This window comes from Shewanella sp. SG44-2 (assembly GCF_014164215.1).
GTDB classification, from domain to species: domain Bacteria; phylum Pseudomonadota; class Gammaproteobacteria; order Enterobacterales; family Shewanellaceae; genus Shewanella; species Shewanella frigidimarina.
Map to the genome: position 1 here is coordinate 22585 of NZ_JACJEU010000026.1, position 20309 is coordinate 42893.

The 20309-nt window shown below is 41.3% G+C and carries 22 protein-coding genes; 12 read left to right on the forward strand and 10 right to left on the reverse strand.

Annotated elements, in window-relative coordinates:
- Positions 1-5: 5 nt before the first annotated feature.
- Both degQ and degS read left to right on the forward strand, forming a co-directional pair.
- Entirely contained in the window at positions 6-1355 is a 1350-nt protein-coding gene (gene degQ, locus H5181_RS16225; RefSeq protein WP_182751525.1) for a Do family serine endopeptidase DegQ, read from the forward strand.
- A gap of 155 nt (positions 1356-1510) precedes the next feature.
- Positions 1511-2590 carry an outer membrane-stress sensor serine endopeptidase DegS gene (gene degS, locus H5181_RS16230; RefSeq protein ID WP_182751526.1) on the forward strand — a complete coding sequence of 360 codons (1080 nt, stop codon included), beginning with the start codon at positions 1511-1513 and terminating at the stop codon, positions 2588-2590.
- Between the two features lie 1180 nt (positions 2591-3770).
- Here degS and H5181_RS16235 read toward each other — a convergent pair.
- The 10 genes from H5181_RS16235 to H5181_RS16280 all read right to left on the reverse strand — a co-directional run bounded on the left by H5181_RS16235 (position 3771) and on the right by H5181_RS16280 (position 12469).
- Positions 3771-5459: an Ig-like domain-containing protein gene (locus H5181_RS16235; RefSeq protein ID WP_182751527.1), complete on the reverse strand. Its 1689-nt coding sequence runs from the start codon at positions 5457-5459 to the stop codon at positions 3771-3773.
- 192 nt (positions 5460-5651) lie between these two features.
- The gene (locus H5181_RS16240; protein WP_182751528.1) at positions 5652-6284 is read right to left on the reverse strand and encodes a response regulator; all 633 of its coding nucleotides are present in this window, start codon (positions 6282-6284) and stop codon (positions 5652-5654) included.
- A complete protein-coding gene (locus tag H5181_RS16245) occupies positions 6278-7609 on the reverse strand; it encodes a HAMP domain-containing sensor histidine kinase (protein ID WP_310734288.1) in 1332 nt (443 codons plus the stop codon). The genes H5181_RS16240 and H5181_RS16245 overlap by 7 nt, the downstream gene beginning before the upstream one ends.
- Before the next feature lie 218 nt (positions 7610-7827).
- Positions 7828-9087: a UDP-N-acetylglucosamine 1-carboxyvinyltransferase gene (gene murA, locus H5181_RS16250; RefSeq protein WP_182751530.1), complete on the reverse strand. Its 1260-nt coding sequence runs from the start codon at positions 9085-9087 to the stop codon at positions 7828-7830.
- Positions 9088-9102: 15 nt separating this feature from the next.
- Positions 9103-9354: a BolA family protein gene (locus H5181_RS16255; protein WP_011638802.1), complete on the reverse strand. Its 252-nt coding sequence runs from the start codon at positions 9352-9354 to the stop codon at positions 9103-9105.
- A 4-nt stretch (positions 9355-9358) separates the two neighbouring features.
- The gene (locus H5181_RS16260; RefSeq protein WP_011638803.1) at positions 9359-9682 is read right to left on the reverse strand and encodes a lipid asymmetry maintenance protein MlaB; all 324 of its coding nucleotides are present in this window, start codon (positions 9680-9682) and stop codon (positions 9359-9361) included.
- Positions 9679-10347: a phospholipid-binding protein MlaC gene (locus H5181_RS16265; RefSeq protein WP_220491815.1), complete on the reverse strand. Its 669-nt coding sequence runs from the start codon at positions 10345-10347 to the stop codon at positions 9679-9681. The genes H5181_RS16260 and H5181_RS16265 overlap by 4 nt, the downstream gene beginning before the upstream one ends.
- Positions 10348-10357: 10 nt before the next feature.
- Positions 10358-10831 carry an outer membrane lipid asymmetry maintenance protein MlaD gene (gene mlaD / locus H5181_RS16270; RefSeq protein WP_011638805.1) on the reverse strand — a complete coding sequence of 158 codons (474 nt, stop codon included), beginning with the start codon at positions 10829-10831 and terminating at the stop codon, positions 10358-10360.
- A 41-nt stretch (positions 10832-10872) separates the two neighbouring features.
- Positions 10873-11658, reverse strand: a complete 786-nt coding sequence (gene mlaE, locus H5181_RS16275; protein ID WP_011638806.1) for a lipid asymmetry maintenance ABC transporter permease subunit MlaE — start codon at positions 11656-11658, stop codon at positions 10873-10875.
- A complete protein-coding gene (locus H5181_RS16280) occupies positions 11645-12469 on the reverse strand; it encodes an ATP-binding cassette domain-containing protein (RefSeq protein WP_011638807.1) in 825 nt (274 codons plus the stop codon). The genes mlaE and H5181_RS16280 overlap by 14 nt, the downstream gene beginning before the upstream one ends.
- Positions 12470-12656: 187 nt before the next feature.
- Here H5181_RS16280 and H5181_RS16285 point away from each other — a divergent pair, with 187 nt between their 5' ends.
- The 10 genes from H5181_RS16285 (at position 12657) to rapZ (ending at position 20309) form a co-directional block, all read left to right on the forward strand.
- Positions 12657-13619 (forward strand): calcium/sodium antiporter, encoded by a 963-nt coding sequence (locus H5181_RS16285; protein WP_182751531.1) that lies wholly within the window; start codon positions 12657-12659, stop codon positions 13617-13619.
- 44 nt (positions 13620-13663) lie between these two features.
- Complete coding sequence (locus tag H5181_RS16290) at positions 13664-14641, forward strand: KpsF/GutQ family sugar-phosphate isomerase (protein WP_182751532.1); 978 nt, start codon at positions 13664-13666, stop codon at positions 14639-14641.
- 2 nt (positions 14642-14643) lie between these two features.
- Entirely contained in the window at positions 14644-15210 is a 567-nt protein-coding gene (gene kdsC / locus H5181_RS16295; protein ID WP_182751533.1) for a 3-deoxy-manno-octulosonate-8-phosphatase KdsC, read from the forward strand.
- The gene (gene lptC / locus H5181_RS16300; RefSeq protein ID WP_011638811.1) at positions 15207-15767 is read left to right on the forward strand and encodes an LPS export ABC transporter periplasmic protein LptC; all 561 of its coding nucleotides are present in this window, start codon (positions 15207-15209) and stop codon (positions 15765-15767) included. The genes kdsC and lptC overlap by 4 nt, the downstream gene beginning before the upstream one ends.
- Positions 15754-16335, forward strand: coding sequence for a lipopolysaccharide transport periplasmic protein LptA (gene lptA / locus H5181_RS16305; RefSeq protein WP_102037540.1), 582 nt, complete (start codon positions 15754-15756; stop codon positions 16333-16335). Before lptC ends, lptA begins: the two co-directional genes overlap by 14 nt.
- Positions 16332-17063 (forward strand): LPS export ABC transporter ATP-binding protein, encoded by a 732-nt coding sequence (lptB, locus tag H5181_RS16310; protein ID WP_011638813.1) that lies wholly within the window; start codon positions 16332-16334, stop codon positions 17061-17063. Before lptA ends, lptB begins: the two co-directional genes overlap by 4 nt.
- Before the next feature lie 142 nt (positions 17064-17205).
- On the forward strand, positions 17206-18690 hold the full coding sequence (locus H5181_RS16315; RefSeq protein ID WP_011638814.1) for an RNA polymerase factor sigma-54: 1485 nt from the start codon (positions 17206-17208) through the stop codon (positions 18688-18690).
- Between the two features lie 25 nt (positions 18691-18715).
- Positions 18716-19003, forward strand: coding sequence for a ribosome hibernation promoting factor (hpf, locus tag H5181_RS16320; protein WP_011638815.1), 288 nt, complete (start codon positions 18716-18718; stop codon positions 19001-19003).
- A 2-nt stretch (positions 19004-19005) separates the two neighbouring features.
- On the forward strand, positions 19006-19449 hold the full coding sequence (gene ptsN / locus H5181_RS16325) for a PTS IIA-like nitrogen regulatory protein PtsN (RefSeq protein ID WP_011638816.1): 444 nt from the start codon (positions 19006-19008) through the stop codon (positions 19447-19449).
- Complete coding sequence (rapZ, locus tag H5181_RS16330; RefSeq protein WP_011638817.1) at positions 19446-20309, forward strand: RNase adapter RapZ; 864 nt, start codon at positions 19446-19448, stop codon at positions 20307-20309. Before ptsN ends, rapZ begins: the two co-directional genes overlap by 4 nt.

Here is a 20309-nt window from a genome sequence, read left to right on the forward strand (position 1 = left end):
CATAGATGAAAACCAAATTAAGCTTACTTTCTGCTGCGTTATTAACTGCATCGTTAGCCATGACACCCGCGCTATCATTCGCTGCAATTCCACAAGCCGTCGACGGGCAAGCCATTCCTAGCTTAGCGCCAATGTTAGAACGGACAACGCCAGCGGTTGTGTCGGTAGCAGTATCGGGCACCCAAGTTTCAAAACAACGAGTACCGGATGTGTTTCGCTACTTCTTTGGTCCTAATGCACCACAAGAACAAGTTCAAGAACGCCCTTTTAGAGGTTTAGGTTCAGGCGTTATTATTGATGCAGACAAAGGCTACATCATTACCAATAACCATGTAATCAATGGTGCAGACGATATCCAAATTGGTTTACATGATGGCCGTGAAGTTAAAGCAAAACTAATCGGTGCAGATAAAGAATCTGATATTGCCCTACTTCAAATTGAAGCAAAAAACTTAATAGCTATTAAACAAACTGATTCTGATGAAATTCGCGTCGGTGATTTTGCAGTGGCCATTGGTAACCCATTTGGTCTTGGACAAACCGTCACGTCAGGGATAGTCAGCGCGCTAGGCCGCAGTGGTTTAGGCATTGAAATGCTAGAAAACTTTATCCAAACCGATGCAGCTATAAATAGTGGTAACTCAGGTGGCGCATTAGTTAATTTAAAAGGTGAGCTCATCGGAATTAACACCGCTATTGTCGCCCCTAATGGTGGTAACGTCGGTATTGGTTTCGCGATCCCTGCCAATATGGTTAATAACCTTGTTGATCAAATTATTGAACACGGTGAAGTAAGACGCGGCGTGCTTGGAGTATCAGGACGAGATCTTGATAATGAACTAGCCAAAGCTTTCGGTTTAGACACTCAACATGGTGGCTTTGTGAATGAAGTCATGCCAAAGAGTGCCGCCGACAAAGCCGGACTAAAAGCGGGTGATATTATTGTCACCCTTAATGGCCGCAGCATTAAAACCTTCCAAGAACTACGTGCAAAAGTGGCCACTATGGGCGCTGGTGCTGAAGTCGAATTTGGTATAATTCGTGACGGTGATAAAAAGACCATTAAAGCAACTTTAGGTGAAGCGGATAAAGTCGAGGCAGAAGCGGGTAACGTGCATCCAATGTTACAAGGTGCAACGCTAGAGGACAGCAAGAAAGGAATCCAGATAACTGAGATTGCTCAAGGCTCGCCAGCTGCAATGAGTGGTTTACAGAAAGGCGACTTAATAGTGGGGCTTAACCGCAACAAAGTGACCAGCCTTAAAGCATTAAAAGAAATGCTGAAAGATAATCAAAGCTCTGTCGCGCTAAAAATATTACGTGATAACAACTTGCTATATCTTGTTTTACGCTAGTATCGTCACCCCACTAGATCACACTCGATGACAATCATTCGATTATTGAGTGTGATATCAGTTAAGGAATTAAGCATCGGCAAACGTTTGGTCGATGCTTAATTTTTTGAGCTATGTTAATATAACAGCCATTTTTTTTAACAATTATTCACGCCATGAACCTAAAAGACACTTGCATCTATATAACTAAAGCTGTGGTATTTGGTCTGATCATGGCAGCTGTTTTCTTAGCCATAACCTCTTTGACACAAAACTCCTCGCTCAACCATAGCTTAACGAATGTAAGCAATAATGGCTCAGAATTATCTTTTGCTAAAGCGGTCCGCCGTGCAGCCCCTGCCGTTGCGAATATTTATAGCCTTAGCATTGATCAACATAATCCACTCAATTCAAGCTCACTTCAAGGCCTCGGCTCAGGAGTCATAATGAGTAAAGAAGGTTATGTGTTAACCAATTACCATGTGATAAAAAAAGCTGATGAGATTGTGATTGCACTGCAAGATGGGCGCAAATTTACTGCTGAAGTGGTTGGTTCAGATCCCGAAACTGATTTAGCAGTGCTCAAGATTGAAGGTGACAATTTACCTATCGTGCCGATTAATCTTAATAAGCTCGCCCAAGTAGGTGATGTGGTATTGGCCATTGGCAATCCTTATAATATTGGCCAAACCATTACCCAAGGGATTATCAGTGCAACAGGACGTAACGGCTTAAGTTCAGGTTACTTAGACTTTCTACAAACTGATGCCGCCATTAATGCAGGCAATTCTGGCGGCGCATTAATCGACACCAGTGGTGAATTAATTGGCATTAATACTGCCGCATTCCAAGTGGGCGGTGATAATGGTGGCAATGGGATTAGTTTCGCGATTCCAATTAAATTAGCCCACAGTATTATGGATAAATTGGTTAAGCATGGCCGGGTTATTCGTGGCGCATTAGGTATTTCGGGTGAGCCGTTAAACCCTGTAATGGCGCAGATACTCAACTTGCCTGATTTAAAAGGTGTGTTGGTTACCGGTATTGATCCTGATGGGCCGGCTGCACGTGCACGCTTATCACCTAGAGATGTTATTACTCAATATAATGACGAAGATGTTCCTGGTGTTGAAATGTTAATGGACAGAATTGCAGAAACCACACCGGGAACTAAAGTTAACATGACCATTATTCGTGAAGGTAAAAAACAAACACTGCCAGTGATTATTGCTGAAAAGATCACTAACCCTGAATAATGCCAATAAAAATATCGACAATTTATTTTTAGCTATAATTCAACGGCGTGACTTATTGAAATAGGTTGCTTTTGGCAAGTCGATAAGTCATATCGAATTAAGCAAAAATCCGTGTCCTTGCATACTCATAGAACAGCTAAGTATTTTTGATCTGATTTATCTTAGGACTATTGATCTTGATTAATCTCTTCTGAAGGTCTGATAAGACTATTGTTACTCTTGGTTCTAATTTATTCCTCAGAATCAATACCACAACCAAATCAATTGATCTTTTTTAGTTTGCGGGTAAGCTTTTTTTCTTCTTATCGTTGAGCTGCATTTTGTTTAACAATGTCAGTGATGTTTATGCTGTTTAAATTCGTTAATGCTAGCGCTACTACTATCAGTTAATATCACTATCTAAATATACTGGCGAGTTCGTTCAATAACTAAAACCGATCGTTTGAAAATATTTTAACTTGGTGAATAGTTACTTAATATTTTTAGTGCGCGGGTAATCGTTTTCCTTCTAACGCTGAGCTGTAGTTTGTTCGACTGTTTAAGTAGTGTTGATGTTACTACATTCATTAATGTTAGATCTATTAGGTAATCGCGCTAGCTTGAACACTGGCGGATATGGCAATAACTCTAAATGATGGTTTGAAGCTATTTTGCCTTGGTGAATAGTTATCAATGTAATTGTGTTGCGCAACAATCAACCATTATAAATAGATCAAATAAAATTGATGGCTTTTTTCATTAAGTGGTTAATTCGTTAAATCATTTAATACTAATTCCATTATATATGTGATCTTTCTGCGGGAGTTCAAAGTGCTGTAGGCAAGGCAGATGATTGAAGTGAATAGTGATTCTCGGTAATAAGATCCTGCGTTACTCTACCTCCAGCATCTGACCGCCATGGATGGTGGGAATGTCTTATTTTGAAAAATTTCACGAAGCATAAAGGACTTTGAAACCCGCCTGAATGGAGTCTCTCAGATATTCCACTTCTGTGTTGCATCGATTTAAAATGGAGCAACCATTTCTACATCAATGCGCCTTGAATTGAAAAAACTGAGAAACTCTGAACTGACCAGATATTTAATGAGATTGGTATAAAACTAGAGTATTAACGACTTCATCTTTTAACAATAAAAAAACCATGCAGAAAAACTGCATGGTTTTAATTCAGAGCTAATTTTTATTTGTGCATTTTACCACCTGGCAACTTTCCAGCATAATCAGCGACATCAGCATGACACTCACCGCAAGAGTACTGCGCGGTAGACCAAGGCATCTGGAACTTGCCATCTGCAGTGAACTGCTTCGCTGCAGGGTCTAAATCGATCGTAAACAAATGAGACTTCACGTCACCAAAGACTGTCGTTCCATCCTTACCTAAATGAGTCACCGCACTCTTAGCAAGTTTCGGCATATGACAGTCCGTACACTCTGCCACAAACTCATGTAATCCAACGGTAAACTCTTTCGCCAGAGCACCAGTATGACAAGCTGTACACTCTTTTACGGCACCAGTGTGTAAACCATCTACACTATCTTGATTAACAGTTGATTTGTGAGAATCATGACAAGTTGTACACGCCATAGCGCTCTTTGGACCAATTTCGTCACCTGCATTATAAGTACCATGATCTTCAGGTACTACACCTAGTATTTCATCGCCAGTTTGATGATGCTGTGCAAGATCACCACTAGCGATAATACGCCCGCCTACTTGACTTCCGTCAGGGAACGCTTCGTTATATTTACTAATATACGTTGGGTAATCTTTTTCACCGTCTCGAGTATGACACTCGGCACACGTGACCGCTTTACCATAGCCCATATCATCGGCTAGGAAATCTTCCGTGATACGAGCAACGGCAATCTTAGTGATATTGTCTTTAGAAGGTGCTTTGACATGCTCACTACCGGCGCCATGACACGCTTCACACTGAACGCCTTGCTCGGCAAACGTGCCGCCCATACCTGGTAGGTCATCTTGACGATCTGGATTACGAATATCACCGCTGGCAACATCTGTGGCGCTCTTCCAACCGGTAGTATGGCAATTACCACACTTGTATTGGTAGTTCATGTCACCCGTTTTATAGTTACCCATGACATCTGGATCATTAAGATGGTTTGCAGGTACGTTAAGAGTTCCATCACTGTTACGTATGTTGTACTGCACATTGGTACCAGTAACGATATAACCATCTTTATCTAGCCAACGCATCTTCCAGTGATAGCCACCGACAACATAACTAACATCACTATAGCTAACAGGTGCACCTAGCGCATTATTGGTAGTACCGTCACCATCTGGGCCGGCAAATTGAAGCAGATCAATGGCTCCAGTAATAGTTGTTTCAGGGGTATAAGGGAATGCAGGCTGTTCACCATTAATCACTTTTTGGATTTTGAAGTTGTGACCAGTTTTTACAAATGTTTTATGCTCACCGCTGTGACAACCAGCACAAGAAGCGGATCCGACGTAGCTTAGTAGTTCTGGTTCAGGAAGCGCTTCTACTGTTATCGTTACCACTGCAGATGCTTCATCGGTGCCATCGGTTATAGTGTAATTGAAAGTCACTTCACCAGCTTCAGCGCCAGCAGTAAAGTCAACTTTGCCATCTTTAATCACTGCGCTAACAGAATCAACAGAAACGATTGTCAACGAGTTGCTATCGGCATCGGTGTCATTTGCTAGCACGTCAATTGTCACGACTTCTGCTGCTAAAACGTTGGCAAAATCAGCAACGGCAATAGGTGGGTTATTTTCTGCGGGAGGGGGAATAACCGCATCATCATTGTCACTACCACAAGCCACAAGCATGGTAATCATGCTGGCTAGGAGTAATTTTTTGTATGGAATTAGTGTTTTCATCAGTTCATCCTCAAATTGGCTTTCAATCACTGCACAATGTTGGGCGTGATTGATATGTCTCTTTGGACATACACTCAGTATTTGCGGATTACCTATAAAGAGATAGATTATGATAGTTCACTGTCTTTAATGTTCTGTGAACTATTATTATCAAATGAACAATAAGCTTATGATTTACAAATATTAACCACATCATGACAAGTTGTGATTTTGTAACACGAATTTACCAGTATTTGTTAAAATATAGATCTTGTTCTCATTTTGCATCACTAAACCTGCTTTTTTAAGCTGGCGTAAATGGAAATTAAATTTGGTATGGTCTGCAACCCCAACTAATCGACAAAGATCCATAAACTTTAGCTGTTTATGTGTACCTAACTGCTTAAGTGTTTCGCGACGGAGGACGTTTGCTAGTGCTGCATAGACACTATCAGGATCGATATCATTGGTTGTTTTTAATAATAGCTTTTCTTGAATGCTGCGCTTTATGGTGATAATTAAAACGGAGCTATTAAAAGGCTTAGTCATCACATTATCAGCCCCCTTTTTCATCGCATCCACTGCTGTATCAACCGTAGCATAAGCTGTCAAAATGACCACTGCCATGAATGGATTAAGTTGACGTAAATTGGAAATAGCCTCAACCCCAGTCATACCTGACATCACTAAATCTAATAGGGCAATATCGTAGTTGTGCCGCTCACAAGCAGCAATAGCAGCTTCGGCACTATCAACGTCGGTGACTTGATAACCTTCAAGTTGAAGAATATCGACCATATTTCGACGGAGTTCATAATCGTCTTCTGCAATCAGCACATTTACCATTCACATATCCCTACTGAAAAACTGATTAATACTCTCGTACCTATACCTTTGGCACTGATAATTTTCATTTTACCTTTATGAGCACCGATAATCTGATGACAAATAGCTAACCCAAGACCTGTGCCTTTGCCTATTGGTTTAGTTGAAAAAAACAACTCTGTAGCCTGGAGAAGGGTTTGTTCATCCATACCTTCGCCATAATCTCTGACTTCAAATAATATCTGATGCTGATCACCAGTAACGCTAATATCGATATCACCGCTATTGCCACTGGCATCCATGGCGTTATTAAGTAAGTTAATTAATAACTCTTCCAGTTTCACCTTCTGCCCCGTAATACTCAATGATGAATCGCAGTTAACATTGATAACGTAAGGCATAATTTTATGACTCAGTAATTGCTTTGCCCCATCAATGACATCATAAAAAAACACTTTTTGGGCGTGACTCAAATCAGAGCGGGCATAGGCCAGCAGCTCTTTACTGATAACAGATGCCCTATTAATCCCTAAACGTGCTCGACTAATATAATCCATTAATTCATCCAGTTTAACCGGCAGTTTTCGCTCTAGTAAATCCAATGCCAAAATAGAAGAAGCTAAAGGATTATTAATCTCATGGGCGACTCCCATTGCTAAATGCCCAATGGCTTTATATTTATCAGCTTCAATAGCCCGCTTAAGCTTAGCCTCTGTAGCCATCTCTTTCTCGATGTCAAAAATATTGAGTGCTTTATATAAAGTGACTAACACTAATGTAGCAGCTAAGGTTCTAAACACAGGTACGGATGAATGAAGCTCTGTCGGCACTAAACCAGCCAATACACCGTAGATAAATAACCCGGCACCAGTCGCAACAAAATACAGCCCATATTCGTGATTTTTTTGGCGTAATTGATAGCCATAAATAGCAATACCGCCCCCAGCAAGTGTGGCACTACCGAAGCCAAGTAAAACCCTAGTGTAGCGGGCTGCTTCTGTAAATGTATCTGCCAGTACTGAACACCCTTGAAAAAAGAACAACATCACCAAAGTATAGATAATCACGACTGCGGCGGTAATAATTTGGCCTATTTTTGAAAATGGATTAGGACAAATTCGGAATAGCAGCCAAGAGAAAATAATTAATCCTGCAAATGAAAGTGACAGTTTTATCATTCTTAACCACTGTACTAGATGATGATATTTCGGCGAGATCTCATCACTGAATAAGATAACATATAGCTCAGACCATTCATGAAAAGCATGAGAAAAACCAAATAGAGCTAGGGCCCATAACGTCGGAGAAATAGATAGCTGGCTGTACTTAAAATTTCGAAAAACCACCACGCAACCAATCGTAAAAAAAACGAGGCCGTAAAATAAATAAATGTTAAACGTGATAAAAGTGCCCATCACAATAGACTAACAGTTTTGCATAATTAAGGAGTGATCTGTACAACAGTTTTCTTACGGTACTGTGAGGGTTTATTAAAGCCTTTTTATGTCTATCAAATATAAAAAAACCGCACTTAATAGTGCGGTTTTAGTGAATTAAACAGTGGTTACTTCACTCGAACGACTTCAGCACCCAAGCCTTGGAACTTAGCTTCAATGTGCTCATAACCGCGGTCTAAATGGTAGATACGATCCACAGTTGTCGTTCCCTCAGCCATTAAGCCTGCAATGACTAAGCTGGCAGATGCACGTAAATCTGTCGCCATCACTTGCGCGCCATTTAAACGATCAATACCATGAATAATACAAGTATTGCCTTCCTGTTCAATGTCCGCACCCATACGAATGAGTTCAGGAACGTGCATGAAACGATTCTCGAAAATCGTCTCAGTAACACGGCCAGTACCTTCAGCTAGAGCATTCAACACACAGAATTGCGCTTGCATATCGGTTGGAAATGCAGGATATGGTGCCGTTTTAATATTAACTGATTTTGGACGTTGACCTTTCATATCAAGCTCAATCCAATCTTCGCCGGTAGTGATCTCAGCCCCCGCATCTTCAAGCTTTGATAATACCGCTTCTAATGCACTAGGGTCTGCAGATACACAGCGAATTTTGCCACGTGTTACAGCTGCGGCAACCAGGAAGGAACCGGTCTCGATGCGATCAGGCATAACCCGATATTCGCAACCCGATAAACGCTCAACCCCTTCAATCTTTAAGGTCGCAGTGCCTACACCAGTAATTTTTGCACCCATAGCAATTAAGCAATGTGCTAAATCAGTGACTTCAGGCTCACGGGCAGCATTTTCAATCACTGTGGTGCCATCCGCTAACGCAGCGGCCATAAGCAAGTTTTCAGTTGCGCCGACACTGACCATGTCCATAAAGATATGGGCGCCTTTTAAACGACCATCTACGCGCGCTTTAATGTAGCCTTCTTTGACTTCAATCTTAGCTCCCATTAACTCTAAACCATGTAAATGCAGATTCACCGGACGTGCGCCAATAGCACAGCCGCCAGGCAAAGAAACATCTGCAGTTCCATAACGGGCAAGCAATGGACCTAAAATAAGAATAGAAGCACGCATTGTTTTGACTAAGTCATAAGGGGCGCAGTATTCATTTAAATTAGTGGTTGAAATACGAATGCGGCTACCGCCCAAGTCTTCAACCTCTGCGCCTAAACAGCGAAGGAGTTCACAGCTAGTGATCACGTCACGTAAGCTAGGCACATTTGAGACAATAAAATCTGTTTCAGCTAATACACCAGCCATTAAAATTGGCAATGCTGCGTTTTTTGCACCAGAGATCACGACTTCGCCAGCTAAAGGGTTGCTGGCTTTAATAGTTAATTTATCCACTGTGAGTCTCAGTTGTTACATATTGAAAAGTTTTTCACGCTTCCACTGGGTAGGCGTAAAAGTTTTAATCGTTAACGCATGCAATTCACCACTGGCAATTTGCTCAGCTAAAGGGGTATAAATCGCTTGCTGTTGTTTGACACGGCTCATGCCTTCAAAGCATTCACCCACGGCAACTACTTTATAATGGCTGCCATCAGAGGTCACATGTGCTTCAGTGAGCGACAACGCCTCTGTTAAAATCTGTTCAATAACCTTGCATTCCATGAAATCAATTACCTTTACTATTTGAAACTATATTTGGCTGAAAAAAAGCGTCTAAATCATAAAGCTCAATCATTTTCTTGAGCTGCTCACTTGGATTAACCAATTGACGTGACACACTTGTTTCTTGGCTACTTGAAGCATGTAGTTTGATAAACGCTAATAACAATGCAACACCTGCACTGTCGACGTATTCCAATGCTGATAAGTCTACCACTTGAGTCGATGCAGTAAACAATTCATGGCGTTTAGGCCACAATTGTTTTACTTCATCTTGTGTTAATCGACCGCTGACAATGCAACGTTGATCTTGTTGATTGAAAGTAATCACGCAGCTGCAGCTTCTTTTGCTGGTTGGCGATCAATAGTCTGTTGAGTTTTATCATTCAACATTGTAATCACCGCTTCAATACCTTGCTGACGGATTAAATTAGAAATTTCAGACTGTTTAGAGGCGAGTAAGCTCACGCCTTCCGCCACTAAATCAAATGCTTTCCAAGTGTTGTCTTTCAAACGACGCGCTTTAAATTGAATTTTAATCGGTGGACGACCTTTTTCGATAATCTGCACGTTCACTTCAACTATTTTTTCATCGCTAAAATCACTCGGTGGATCAAATGCGACTTTTTGATCGGTATATTCTGTTAATGCTTGAGCATAAGTGGCAACTAAATAGCCTTCAAAAGCCTCAACAAAACGATTACGTTGATCAACGGTTGTATCACTTAAATACTGGCCCATAACTTTATATGCAGCATATTTATAATCGACGTAAGGCATAAGCTCTTCACGTACAATCACTTTTAAGTGACCTAAATCGGCATTAATTAATTCTTTATCTGATTTAAACCGATCAAAGGTCATATTGGCGACTTGTTTGATCATCTCATAAGGATCACTCGTGTTCACCTCATCATTAGCAGCCGAAGCACCTTGACTGATAACGGCGCTGCCAACTAGGCATAAAGCTATAACACAACTAAAAAACGTTTTCATAATAGCGTTCCTATTTATCTTTAGATGACATGCTGTATAACAGCTGACCAATTAAATCTTCTAAAATCAATGCGCCACGCGTGTCATGCACTTTATCACCATTGGCAAGCATCGAAATGTCATCGTCCATAAAACCAGGTGTTAAACCAATAAACTGCTCGCCAAGCAAGCCTGAAGTCAAAATGGCCAAACTACTGGTTTCAGGAAATTGATCAAAGCGCTTATCCATTGTTAACGTCACAATAGGCACTAGTTTATGAGTATCAAGGGTAATATCAGTCACACGTCCGACAACAACACCGCCCACTTTTACTGGTGAACGCACCTTTAAACCGCCGACATTGTTAAACTCGGCTACCAACTCATAAGTCTGGGCGCTAGATTTTAATTCGACATTTGCAACATTGAATACCAATACACAAAATGCCAATAAACCTGACAACAAAAACACGCCTACCATTAACTCTATTTTCCGTGTCAACATACTCTTAAACCACTTAAATTAATCTAAACAATGAAAAAATCTTAATTTCCGAACATGATTGCCGTAAGCAAAAAGTCCAGTGCTAAAACCGCTAAACTAGCCTGTACAACCGTTGAAGTTGTTGCGCGACTGATGCCTTCAGGGTTGGGTTGGACTTCGTAACCTCGATACAAGGCAATCCATGTCACCACCACACCAAAAATAACACTTTTGATCAAACAGTTAACTATATCTTCTCGCCATTCAACTGACGCACGAAGAATAGACCAAAATGCACCGCTATCGATGCCTTTCCATTCAACACCGACTAAATGTCCACCCAAAATACCCACTAAGCTAAACATCAACGCCAGTAATGGCATACTAATCACACCCGCCCAAAAGCGCGGCGCAATGATTTGCCTTAGCGGGTCTATTGCCATCATTTCTAAACTCGACAATTGTTCGGTCGATTTCATTAAACCAATTTCGGCGGTTAACGCTGAGCCTGCTCGCCCAGCAAATAATAACGCTGCAACAACTGGCCCAAGTTCACGTAACAAGCTTAACGCCACCATAGGCCCTAAACTTTCTTCAGTACCAAACTCAACCAGAATATTATATCCCTGTAGAGCCAATACCATACCGATAAACAAACCCGACACTAAAATGATGACCATCGAACGGACACCCAGCACATAAACCTGTTTAATCAGTAATGGAGTGCCTTTTTTAATGCGAGGAACATGTACGATCGCGCGCCATAACATAATGCCAGCTCGACCATAACCCAACACTATTTTCAGTGCATATTTGCCAATGTCGGCAATATAATCAATTGCACCCACGAAGTAGCTCCTCTTGATAATCCTCAGCAGGATAATGAAATGGCACAGGGCCATCTGGTGCACCTTGAATAAACTGAACCAATTGTGGATTGTCAGATTGACGTAATTGCTCTGGAGTACCATGTGCAATGACTTTTTTGTCTGCTATTACGTAGACATAATCTGCAATACCTAATACTTCATCTACATCGTGAGAAACCACTACTGAAGTGAGTTTTAATGAATCCGACAACTCACGAATAAGTTTTACGAGCATGCCCATTGAAATAGGATCTTGTCCGGCAAAGGGCTCATCGTACAGTACCATCTCTGGTTCTAGTGCAATCGCTCGTGCCAATGCAGCGCGACGTTGCATACCACCAGATAACTCGTTAGGCATCATATATGCAGCGCCACGAAGTCCGACAGCTTGAAGCTTCATCAATACAATGGTGCGAATAATATCTTCAGGCAATCCAGAATGTTCTCTTAATGCAAACGCAACATTATCGAAAACATTAAGGTCGGTAAACATTGCACCACTTTGAAATAGCATACTCATGCGCTTACGCAATTCAAATAGATCTTTGCGTTTAAGCTTGTGTATATCATGGCCATCAAATAGGACTTGCCCACTGCTGGGGGTTAACTGTCCGCCAATCAATTTCAACAAGGTGGTTTTACCGATACCACTGGGCCCCATGATTGCTGTTACTTTACCTTTTGGGATCGATAAAGAAATATCTTCATAAATCACGCGTGAACCATGGCTAAACGCTAAATGGTTAACTTCTACCAAAGGTTTATTACTTGATTTGCTCATATCAGACATTGGCGTTGAGGAGATAACAGCCTTCCTTGCTTTAAGTTGAAGGCAAATTGTACTGTAATTGTCGATTAAGCGACAACTATATCCATATCATCACCCATCATTACGTGGACAATTACTGTGCAATGCTTTCAATTTGATAAAAATCCAGCGAAAATGCACGTTAATAAATTACTACTATCGGAATCACATGCTAGTTAATATCCTAATGTTAGTTGTTGGCCTTGCTGTTTTAGTTTGGAGTGCGGATAGATTTGTTTACGGAGCGGCTGCATTTGCCCGTAACTTAGGGTTACCTCCAATGTTAATTGGACTCACCATCGTTGCGATGGGCAGCTCTGCACCTGAAATGTTTGTTGCCGCCACCGCATCAATGGATGGCATGCGTGATACCGCTATTGGAAACGTATTGGGCTCAAACATTGTTAACATTACCTTAATTTTAGGATTAACAGCCTTACTAGGTGCCATTAGCTTAGATTCGAAGACCTTAAAACGCGAAATACCTATCATGTTAGCTGCGACGGTATTTGCTGGTTACACCTTGCATGATAATGTGTTGACACAAGCAGAAGGTATCATGCTCATCGCATTACTTTTGCTGTTGATGGGATATTTTATTTGGCAAGCTACTCATGATAAAACCCCAGACAGCTTAGATGATGAACTTGAATCTGAGATCCCTAAAAATGTGCCAACCTTTCATGCTATCATTTGGCTAGTTGTCGGTATTATATTGCTCCCCCTATCAGCAAGTTGGATGGTTGATGGCGCGGTGGGTATTGCAAAGTTTTATGGGTTGTCAGATCTTGTGATTGGCTTAACCATTATCGCAGTAGGAACCAGCTTACCTGAATTAGCAGCCTGTATTGCTGGAGTCATAAAAAAAGAACACGACCTCGTCATTGGTAATATTGTTGGGTCTAACTTATTTAACATTCTTGCGGTACTGGCACTACCAGGATTGATTTCTCCTGGTGAAATAGATGCTTCAGCCAGTGGAAGAGATTTCTATATGGTATTAGGCACCAGTGCAGCATTAGCCGTTTTAGTATTATCCAGTGGCGCTAAGCAACAACTTACTCGCTGGCATGGCGCACTATTATTAATCACCTTTATTGCGTACCAAATTGTTGTATTTCAGTCGCATTAGATTGGAGCATAAAGGTAAAGTATTAAGCTAACAGAGAGAGTCGTATGGTAAATCACACTCAATTTCGTCAATGGGGCCGTAAAGTCATTGATATAGAAAAAGCTGCCTTAGATAATTTATATCAATATGTAGACTCGGTTGAATTTGACCAAGCATGTCAATTGATCATGCAGTGCAAAGGTAAAGTGATTGTCATGGGAATGGGCAAATCTGGCCATATTGGTAACAAAATATCCGCGACCTTTGCCAGTACTGGCACACCGGCATTTTTTGTTCATCCAGGAGAAGCCAGTCATGGCGATTTGGGCGCATTAGCCAAAAATGACATTGTACTCGCCATTTCCAACTCTGGTGAGTCAAGCGAAATACTAACGTTAATGCCTGTTATCCAACGCATGGGTGTACCTGTGATTGCTGTAACTGGCAAACCAGACTCTAATATGGCACGTTTATCCAAAATCCATTTATGCATTCAAGTGCAAGAAGAAGCATGTCCATTAGGATTAGCCCCCACCTCCAGCACCACAGCTACTTTGGCTATGGGCGATGCATTAGCCATTGCTTTATTACAAGCAAAAGGTTTTACTCGTGATGACTTTGCCTTATCACACCCAGGTGGCTCTCTTGGAAGAAAATTATTACTAAAAGTCGATGATGTCATGCATCAAGGCGATGATTTACCGATCGTCAATGATGATATTTGTATTACTGACGCACTTTATGAAATATCTAAAAAAGGCCTTGGCATGACGGCTGTAGTCGACCATGCCAGTAAACTCGTAGGCATTTTTACCGATGGCGATTTACGCCGGGTTATTGATGCAGACGTGAACCTTCGAACCACTTCTATTGCTCACGTAATGACTAAAAACTGTGTTACCTGCCCTGCTGGTATTTTAGCAGCACAAGCACTGCAAATCATGGATGAAAAGAGCATCAACGGACTGATAGTCGTTAATGAAAAACATCAACCGATCGGAGCATTAAACATGCTCGATATGGTTAAAGCTGGAGTCATTTAATCATGTCAGAATCAACTTCGTTTCACCAAGGATTTTACGGCCCTGTCAGTAATGACATATGGCAGCGAGCTCAAAAAATCAAACTGTTAATCTGTGATGTCGATGGGGTATTTTCAGATGGACGTATTTACCTCAGTAATGCAGGTGAAGAACTCAAAGCGTTCCACACTCGTGACGGTTATGGTGTTCGTTCTTTGCTTACCAGTGGTGTTCATGTTGCCGTGATAACAGGACGTAAATCTAAGATTGTTGAGAACCGCATGACAGCATTAGGTGTCACACATATTTATCAAGGTATTGATAATAAATTTGAGCCTTTTGAGCAATTATTGTCTCTTTATAATGTGACTGCAGATGAAGTGGCTTACATTGGCGATGACATGGTAGACCTACCCGTAATGAAAGCCGTAGGGCTAGCCGTTTGTGTCGGTGATGGTCATCCGTTTGTCAAACAACAGTGCCATATGACAACCACTCTTAACGGTGGCCATGGCGCACTGCGTGAACTCACCGATTTATTACTCTTAAGCCAAGATAAGTTTGCCAGTGCTCATGGTATGAGTATATGAGTAGAGTTTCGCTAGGTATTATTGCTTTTTTTGGGCTTGCTTTTATATTGTACTGGCAAGCACAAATAAAACGCAGTGAAATGGATGCGGTGCAAATACGCGGTATTGAGCGCCCAGATTTTGTTGCAGATAACCTACGCACGACAGAATTCAATCAACTAGGTTTTGTCGAAAGTCGAGTCAGCGCGGAGCACATGGAGCATTACGCTTCAAGCGACATCACTCACTTTACCAAACCTATCTACCTCATTTTCCCTGAAAATGGTAAAGCACAATGGCAATTAAGTGCAGACCGTGGGCAATTGAATAAAAATACCAGCAAAGTCACATTAGAAAATAATGTTATTATTGATGCCATTGATATAGAAGAACCTCTACAGTCACTGAGTACCCAAGCCATTACGGTGGATTTAACCACTATGATAGGCACCTCACAAGAGATGGTGTACATCAAAGGTAAAGGGTTTATTATTCAAGGTTTAGGCTTGCATGCCGACTTGAATTCGCAAAAATTATCGCTACTTAGCCAGGTAGAAGGAACATATGAGCCACATTAATCGTCTCCACACTCGCGCCAATGTTGTGTTACTAAGTAGCATACTTTGCATATTGAGTTTGCCAGCCACAGCGAAACAAGGTGATCTGAAACAAGAATTGAAAATCGCTTCCGCCAGTCAGTCTGCCGACATTAAAAACAATCAAATTGTTTTTAATGGTCCGGTGACAATTGTCCAAGGCACGATTAATATCAATGCAGATCAGTTACGGGCGTTTACCCCTGAAAACAGCACCAGCAAGAGATTAATTGCTACTGGCACCCCTGCTACATTTTCACAAGAATTAGATGACGGTAAAATTGGTACCGCAAGTGCTGACGAAATTAGCTATGACCTTGCCACCACTACACTCACATTGACAGGCAACGCCAAATTGGATCAATCTGGTAGCCAGGTTACCGGTAATAAAATCAAGTACAACATCAGTGCTCAAGAGCTGATTGCCGAAAGTACTGGTACAGGACAAGATCGGGTAATCACCATCATTCAACCAGAGAATTTCCAAGACGAGTCGGCGCCAAAGCAAAAGCTCCCTGAAATCCCTGTTAACAAGCAGATCAAACCATGACCCAAATTACCTTAACCGCTGAAAATCTAGCAAAAAGCTATAAAGCTCGTCAGGTTGTTAAAGATGTGAGCTTAACGGTTAAAACCGGCCAAATTGTCGGTCTTTTAGGCCCTAATGGTGCAGGTAAAACAACCACCTTTTATATGGTTGTCGGCTTAGTAAAAAGCGATAAAGGTCGGATATTAATTGACGATGACGACCTTACTGCCGATCCAATGCATTTGCGCGCCCGCAAAGGTATAGGTTACTTACCACAAGAAGCCAGTATTTTCCGCAAGCTTACCGTTTACGACAACATAATGGCCGTACTGCAAACTCGCAAAGAGCTCAGTACAGACCAACGTATTGAGCAACTTGAGCATCTACTCGAAGAATTCCACATTACTCACATACGCGACAGCCAAGGCATGTCGTTATCGGGTGGCGAACGTCGTCGAGTTGAAATTGCGCGCGCTTTAGCTGCTAATCCAAAATTTATTTTGCTTGATGAGCCTTTTGCTGGTGTTGATCCTATTTCGGTCATCGACATTAAAAAAATCATCCAACAACTTAAAAATCGCGGTTTAGGGGTATTAATTACCGACCATAACGTACGTGAAACGCTAGACGTTTGTGAGCGGGCCTATATCGTTAGCCAGGGTAATTTAATCGCCGAAGGCACACCTGATGAGATATTAAGTAATCAACAAGTTCGTGCTGTGTACTTAGGTGAACAATTCAAGCTATAGTTACTTTACTGGCCTTTAGTCTAGCTAACTCATTTCATTGAACGATACCTAAACAACGTTAAATGTCATTGATGTATATGGCAATCCATTACAGTTTCGAGATTGTCATTTTTATTGAAAATCATCTAGGGATAAGCGGTAAATGAAAGCGTCACTCCAACTTAAAATGGGTCAACACTTAACCATGACCCCACAATTGCAGCAAGCCATTCGCTTACTGCAATTATCGTCATTGGAGCTACAGCAGGAAATCCAACAAGCATTAGATTCAAATCCATTACTTGAAATAGAAGATGAGTTTTCTGAAGCAAAAGACTCCTTAAAGGAAAATCGCGACCAAGCGGATACCGACTTTAGTGACAACAGCATTGTTAATGTCGAAAAAGACACTTCCACTGTCGACATTGCAGAATCCATGACCAAAGAAACCATGGATGATTTAGCCATGGATACCACATGGGACGAAGTGTACACAGCCTCACCAATGTCAGGTTCAGGCAGTGCGAGCATGCGCGATGACGACATGCCCTTTCAAGGTGAAACGACCGAAGGTTTGTACGAACATTTAGAATGGCAAAAAAATCTTACCCCATTTTCAGACACTGATCTCGCCATTGCCACCGCCATTATTGATGCCATAGATGAACGCGGTTATTTAACCCAAAGTACCGAAGATATTCTTGAAGCCATGGGTGATGAAAATGTGGAACTTGATGAAGTTGAAGCGGTATTAAAACGCGTTCAACACTTTGACCCTGTTGGTGTTGCTGCACGTGATTTAAGTGAATGTCTATTTATTCAATTAGCACAATTCTCTAACGACACACCACATATCGATAATGCTCGTTTGTTAATTAAAGGCTATTTAGATTTAATTGCTGGCCGTGATTTCAGATTATTGATGCGTAAAACAAAACTAAAAGAAAATGAATTACGTGACGCAATCACTCTAATTCAGACACTCAATCCTCGTCCTGGTTTATTAATTACCCCAATGGATGATGAATACGTTATTCCCGATGTCACTGTATTAAAGAAAAATGGCCGCTGGGTTGTAGAGTTAAACCCAGACAACATGCCTAAAATTGGTGTTAATCAGCAATACGCGGCCATGGCTAGAGGCAGTAAAAACCCGTCGGATAGTCAATTTATTCGAGGCCATCTGCAAGAGGCTAAATGGTTTATTAAAAGTATTGAAAGTCGCAACGATACTTTACTTAAAGTGGCAAATTGCATTGTACAATTTCAGCAAGGCTTTTTTGAATATGGCGAAGAAGCCATGAAGCCTATGGTGCTCAATGATATTGCGGAAGCAGTAGAGATGCACGAATCGACCATTTCACGAGTCACCACACAAAAATATATGCACACCCCACGAGGGTTGTTTGAACTAAAATACTTCTTCTCTAGCCATGTCAGTACTGACGATGGCGGGGAATGCTCATCTACAGCCATTCGTGCTTTTATCAAAAAGCTGGTTGCCGCAGAAAACCAGAAAAAACCACTGAGCGACAGTAAAATGGCTCAGCTTCTGGCAGAACAGGGCATAAACGTTGCGCGTCGTACGATTGCAAAATACCGTGAAGCAATGATGATCCCGCCCTCAAACCAACGTAAGAGTTTATAACCTACTAGGCAATGGAGGATTTTTTATGCAAATAAGTCTGACTGGACATCATGTCGAAATCACAGAATCTTTACGTGAATACGTCCAAGGTAAATTTTCAAAGCTTGAACGGCACTTCGATCAGATCCATAATGTACACGTTGTGCTCAATGTAGAAAAATTACAACAAAAAGCAGAAGCTAAAATCAACGTTAATGGCGCAGAGATTTTTGCAATGTCAGAAAATACTGATATGTATGCTGCAATAGACGCCCTGATCGATAAACTCGACCGTCAGGTAATTAAACACAAAGAGAAGAATACAAAACACTAACGATGGAACTTTGTACCATTCTGCAGCCGGAATGCACTACCTGTGCCACACCGGGCAGTAAGAAAAAAGTACTGGAACTCATCAGCAATTTAGTCGCTGCCCAGTACCCAACCCTGTCTTCGCAAGAGGTTTTTGAAAGCCTGTTAGCGAGAGAGAAAATGGGTAGCACAGGTATAGGAAATGGCATTGCGATACCTCATGGTCGATTAACGACCATCGATCACCCTATCGCGATATTTATTAAATGTGAAGAAGCCATTGCCTTTGATGCAATAGATAAGCAGCCCGTGGATCTTTTATTTGCTTTGTTAGTACCTGCCGACCAGTGCCAACAACATTTAGGCACGTTATCAAGCATGGCCCAAAAGTTAAGCGATAAGCAAATATTGAAACAGCTTCGCAAAACTCACGACGCAACAGAACTTTATCAGGTTATTACTGCATGAAACTTGTCATAGTATCGGGACGTTCAGGCTCAGGAAAATCCGTTGCCCTGAGAGTATTAGAAGACCTAGGATATTATTGTGTTGATAATTTGCCTTTACCACTTATTGGCACATTATTAGCCCAGCTTAAGGGCAGCAATGATTTGGTTGCGATTAGTGTTGATGTTCGTAACATTGCAGAACAAGGTAAAGTGCTTCAAGACCAATTGGCACTACTTGAGAATGACACTGAAATTATCAGCTTCTTTTTAAATTCCAATGACAAAGTATTGCTTAAACGTTACAGCGAAACACGTCGATTGCACCCATTATCTAAAAATCATATTTCACTGCAAGAAGCGATCAAATTAGAAGGCCGTTTACTCGAGCCGATCGCAAAAATTGTTGATCACTACATCGACACTTCTGCACTAAATATCTACGAATTAAGCGACCAAGTTAGGCAAATATTATTAGGCAGTGTTGATAAAGAGTTAGTGATTAACTTTGAATCTTTTGGTTTTAAACACGGAATGCCGACAGAAGCTGACTTTATGTTTGATGTACGCTTTTTACCTAACCCCCACTGGGAAATTGAGCTGCGTCCATTTACGGGCTTAGACGAACCCGTACAAGAGTTTTTAGGGCGTCAGCCATTAGTGAATAAGTTTATTTGGCAAATTGAAAATCTATTTGAAACTTGGATGCCACATCTAGAACGTAATAATCGCAGTTACCTTACCATCGCGATTGGTTGTACTGGTGGTCAGCACCGTTCGGTATATATTGCAGATCAATTAGCTAAACGGTTTAGACAAGGTAGTAAACACACGGTTAATGCTCGCCACAGAGAGTTAAATATCAGTGATACTAATAACTAA

What these genes read in the sequence shown, in the direction of transcription:
- degQ (WP_182751525.1), top strand. Translation starts at nt 6, where the DNA reads ATGAAAACCAAATTAAGCTTACTTTCTGCTGCGTTATTAACTGCATCG.
- degS (WP_182751526.1), top strand. Translation starts at nt 1,511, where the DNA reads ATGAACCTAAAAGACACTTGCATCTATATAACTAAAGCTGTGGTATTT.
- H5181_RS16235 (WP_182751527.1), bottom strand. Translation starts at nt 5,459, where the DNA reads ATGAAAACACTAATTCCATACAAAAAATTACTCCTAGCCAGCATGATT.
- H5181_RS16240 (WP_182751528.1), bottom strand. Translation starts at nt 6,284, where the DNA reads ATGGTAAATGTGCTGATTGCAGAAGACGATTATGAACTCCGTCGAAAT.
- H5181_RS16255 (WP_011638802.1), bottom strand. Translation starts at nt 9,354, where the DNA reads ATGGAATGCAAGGTTATTGAACAGATTTTAACAGAGGCGTTGTCGCTC.
- H5181_RS16265 (WP_220491815.1), bottom strand. Translation starts at nt 10,347, where the DNA reads ATGAAAACGTTTTTTAGTTGTGTTATAGCTTTATGCCTAGTTGGCAGC.
- mlaD (WP_011638805.1), bottom strand. Translation starts at nt 10,831, where the DNA reads ATGTTGACACGGAAAATAGAGTTAATGGTAGGCGTGTTTTTGTTGTCA.
- H5181_RS16280 (WP_011638807.1), bottom strand. Translation starts at nt 12,469, where the DNA reads ATGTCTGATATGAGCAAATCAAGTAATAAACCTTTGGTAGAAGTTAAC.
- H5181_RS16285 (WP_182751531.1), top strand. Translation starts at nt 12,657, where the DNA reads ATGCTAGTTAATATCCTAATGTTAGTTGTTGGCCTTGCTGTTTTAGTT.
- H5181_RS16290 (WP_182751532.1), top strand. Translation starts at nt 13,664, where the DNA reads ATGGTAAATCACACTCAATTTCGTCAATGGGGCCGTAAAGTCATTGAT.
- kdsC (WP_182751533.1), top strand. Translation starts at nt 14,644, where the DNA reads ATGTCAGAATCAACTTCGTTTCACCAAGGATTTTACGGCCCTGTCAGT.
- lptC (WP_011638811.1), top strand. Translation starts at nt 15,207, where the DNA reads ATGAGTAGAGTTTCGCTAGGTATTATTGCTTTTTTTGGGCTTGCTTTT.
- lptA (WP_102037540.1), top strand. Translation starts at nt 15,754, where the DNA reads ATGAGCCACATTAATCGTCTCCACACTCGCGCCAATGTTGTGTTACTA.
- lptB (WP_011638813.1), top strand. Translation starts at nt 16,332, where the DNA reads ATGACCCAAATTACCTTAACCGCTGAAAATCTAGCAAAAAGCTATAAA.
- H5181_RS16315 (WP_011638814.1), top strand. Translation starts at nt 17,206, where the DNA reads ATGAAAGCGTCACTCCAACTTAAAATGGGTCAACACTTAACCATGACC.
- hpf (WP_011638815.1), top strand. Translation starts at nt 18,716, where the DNA reads ATGCAAATAAGTCTGACTGGACATCATGTCGAAATCACAGAATCTTTA.
- ptsN (WP_011638816.1), top strand. Translation starts at nt 19,006, where the DNA reads ATGGAACTTTGTACCATTCTGCAGCCGGAATGCACTACCTGTGCCACA.
- rapZ (WP_011638817.1), top strand. Translation starts at nt 19,446, where the DNA reads ATGAAACTTGTCATAGTATCGGGACGTTCAGGCTCAGGAAAATCCGTT.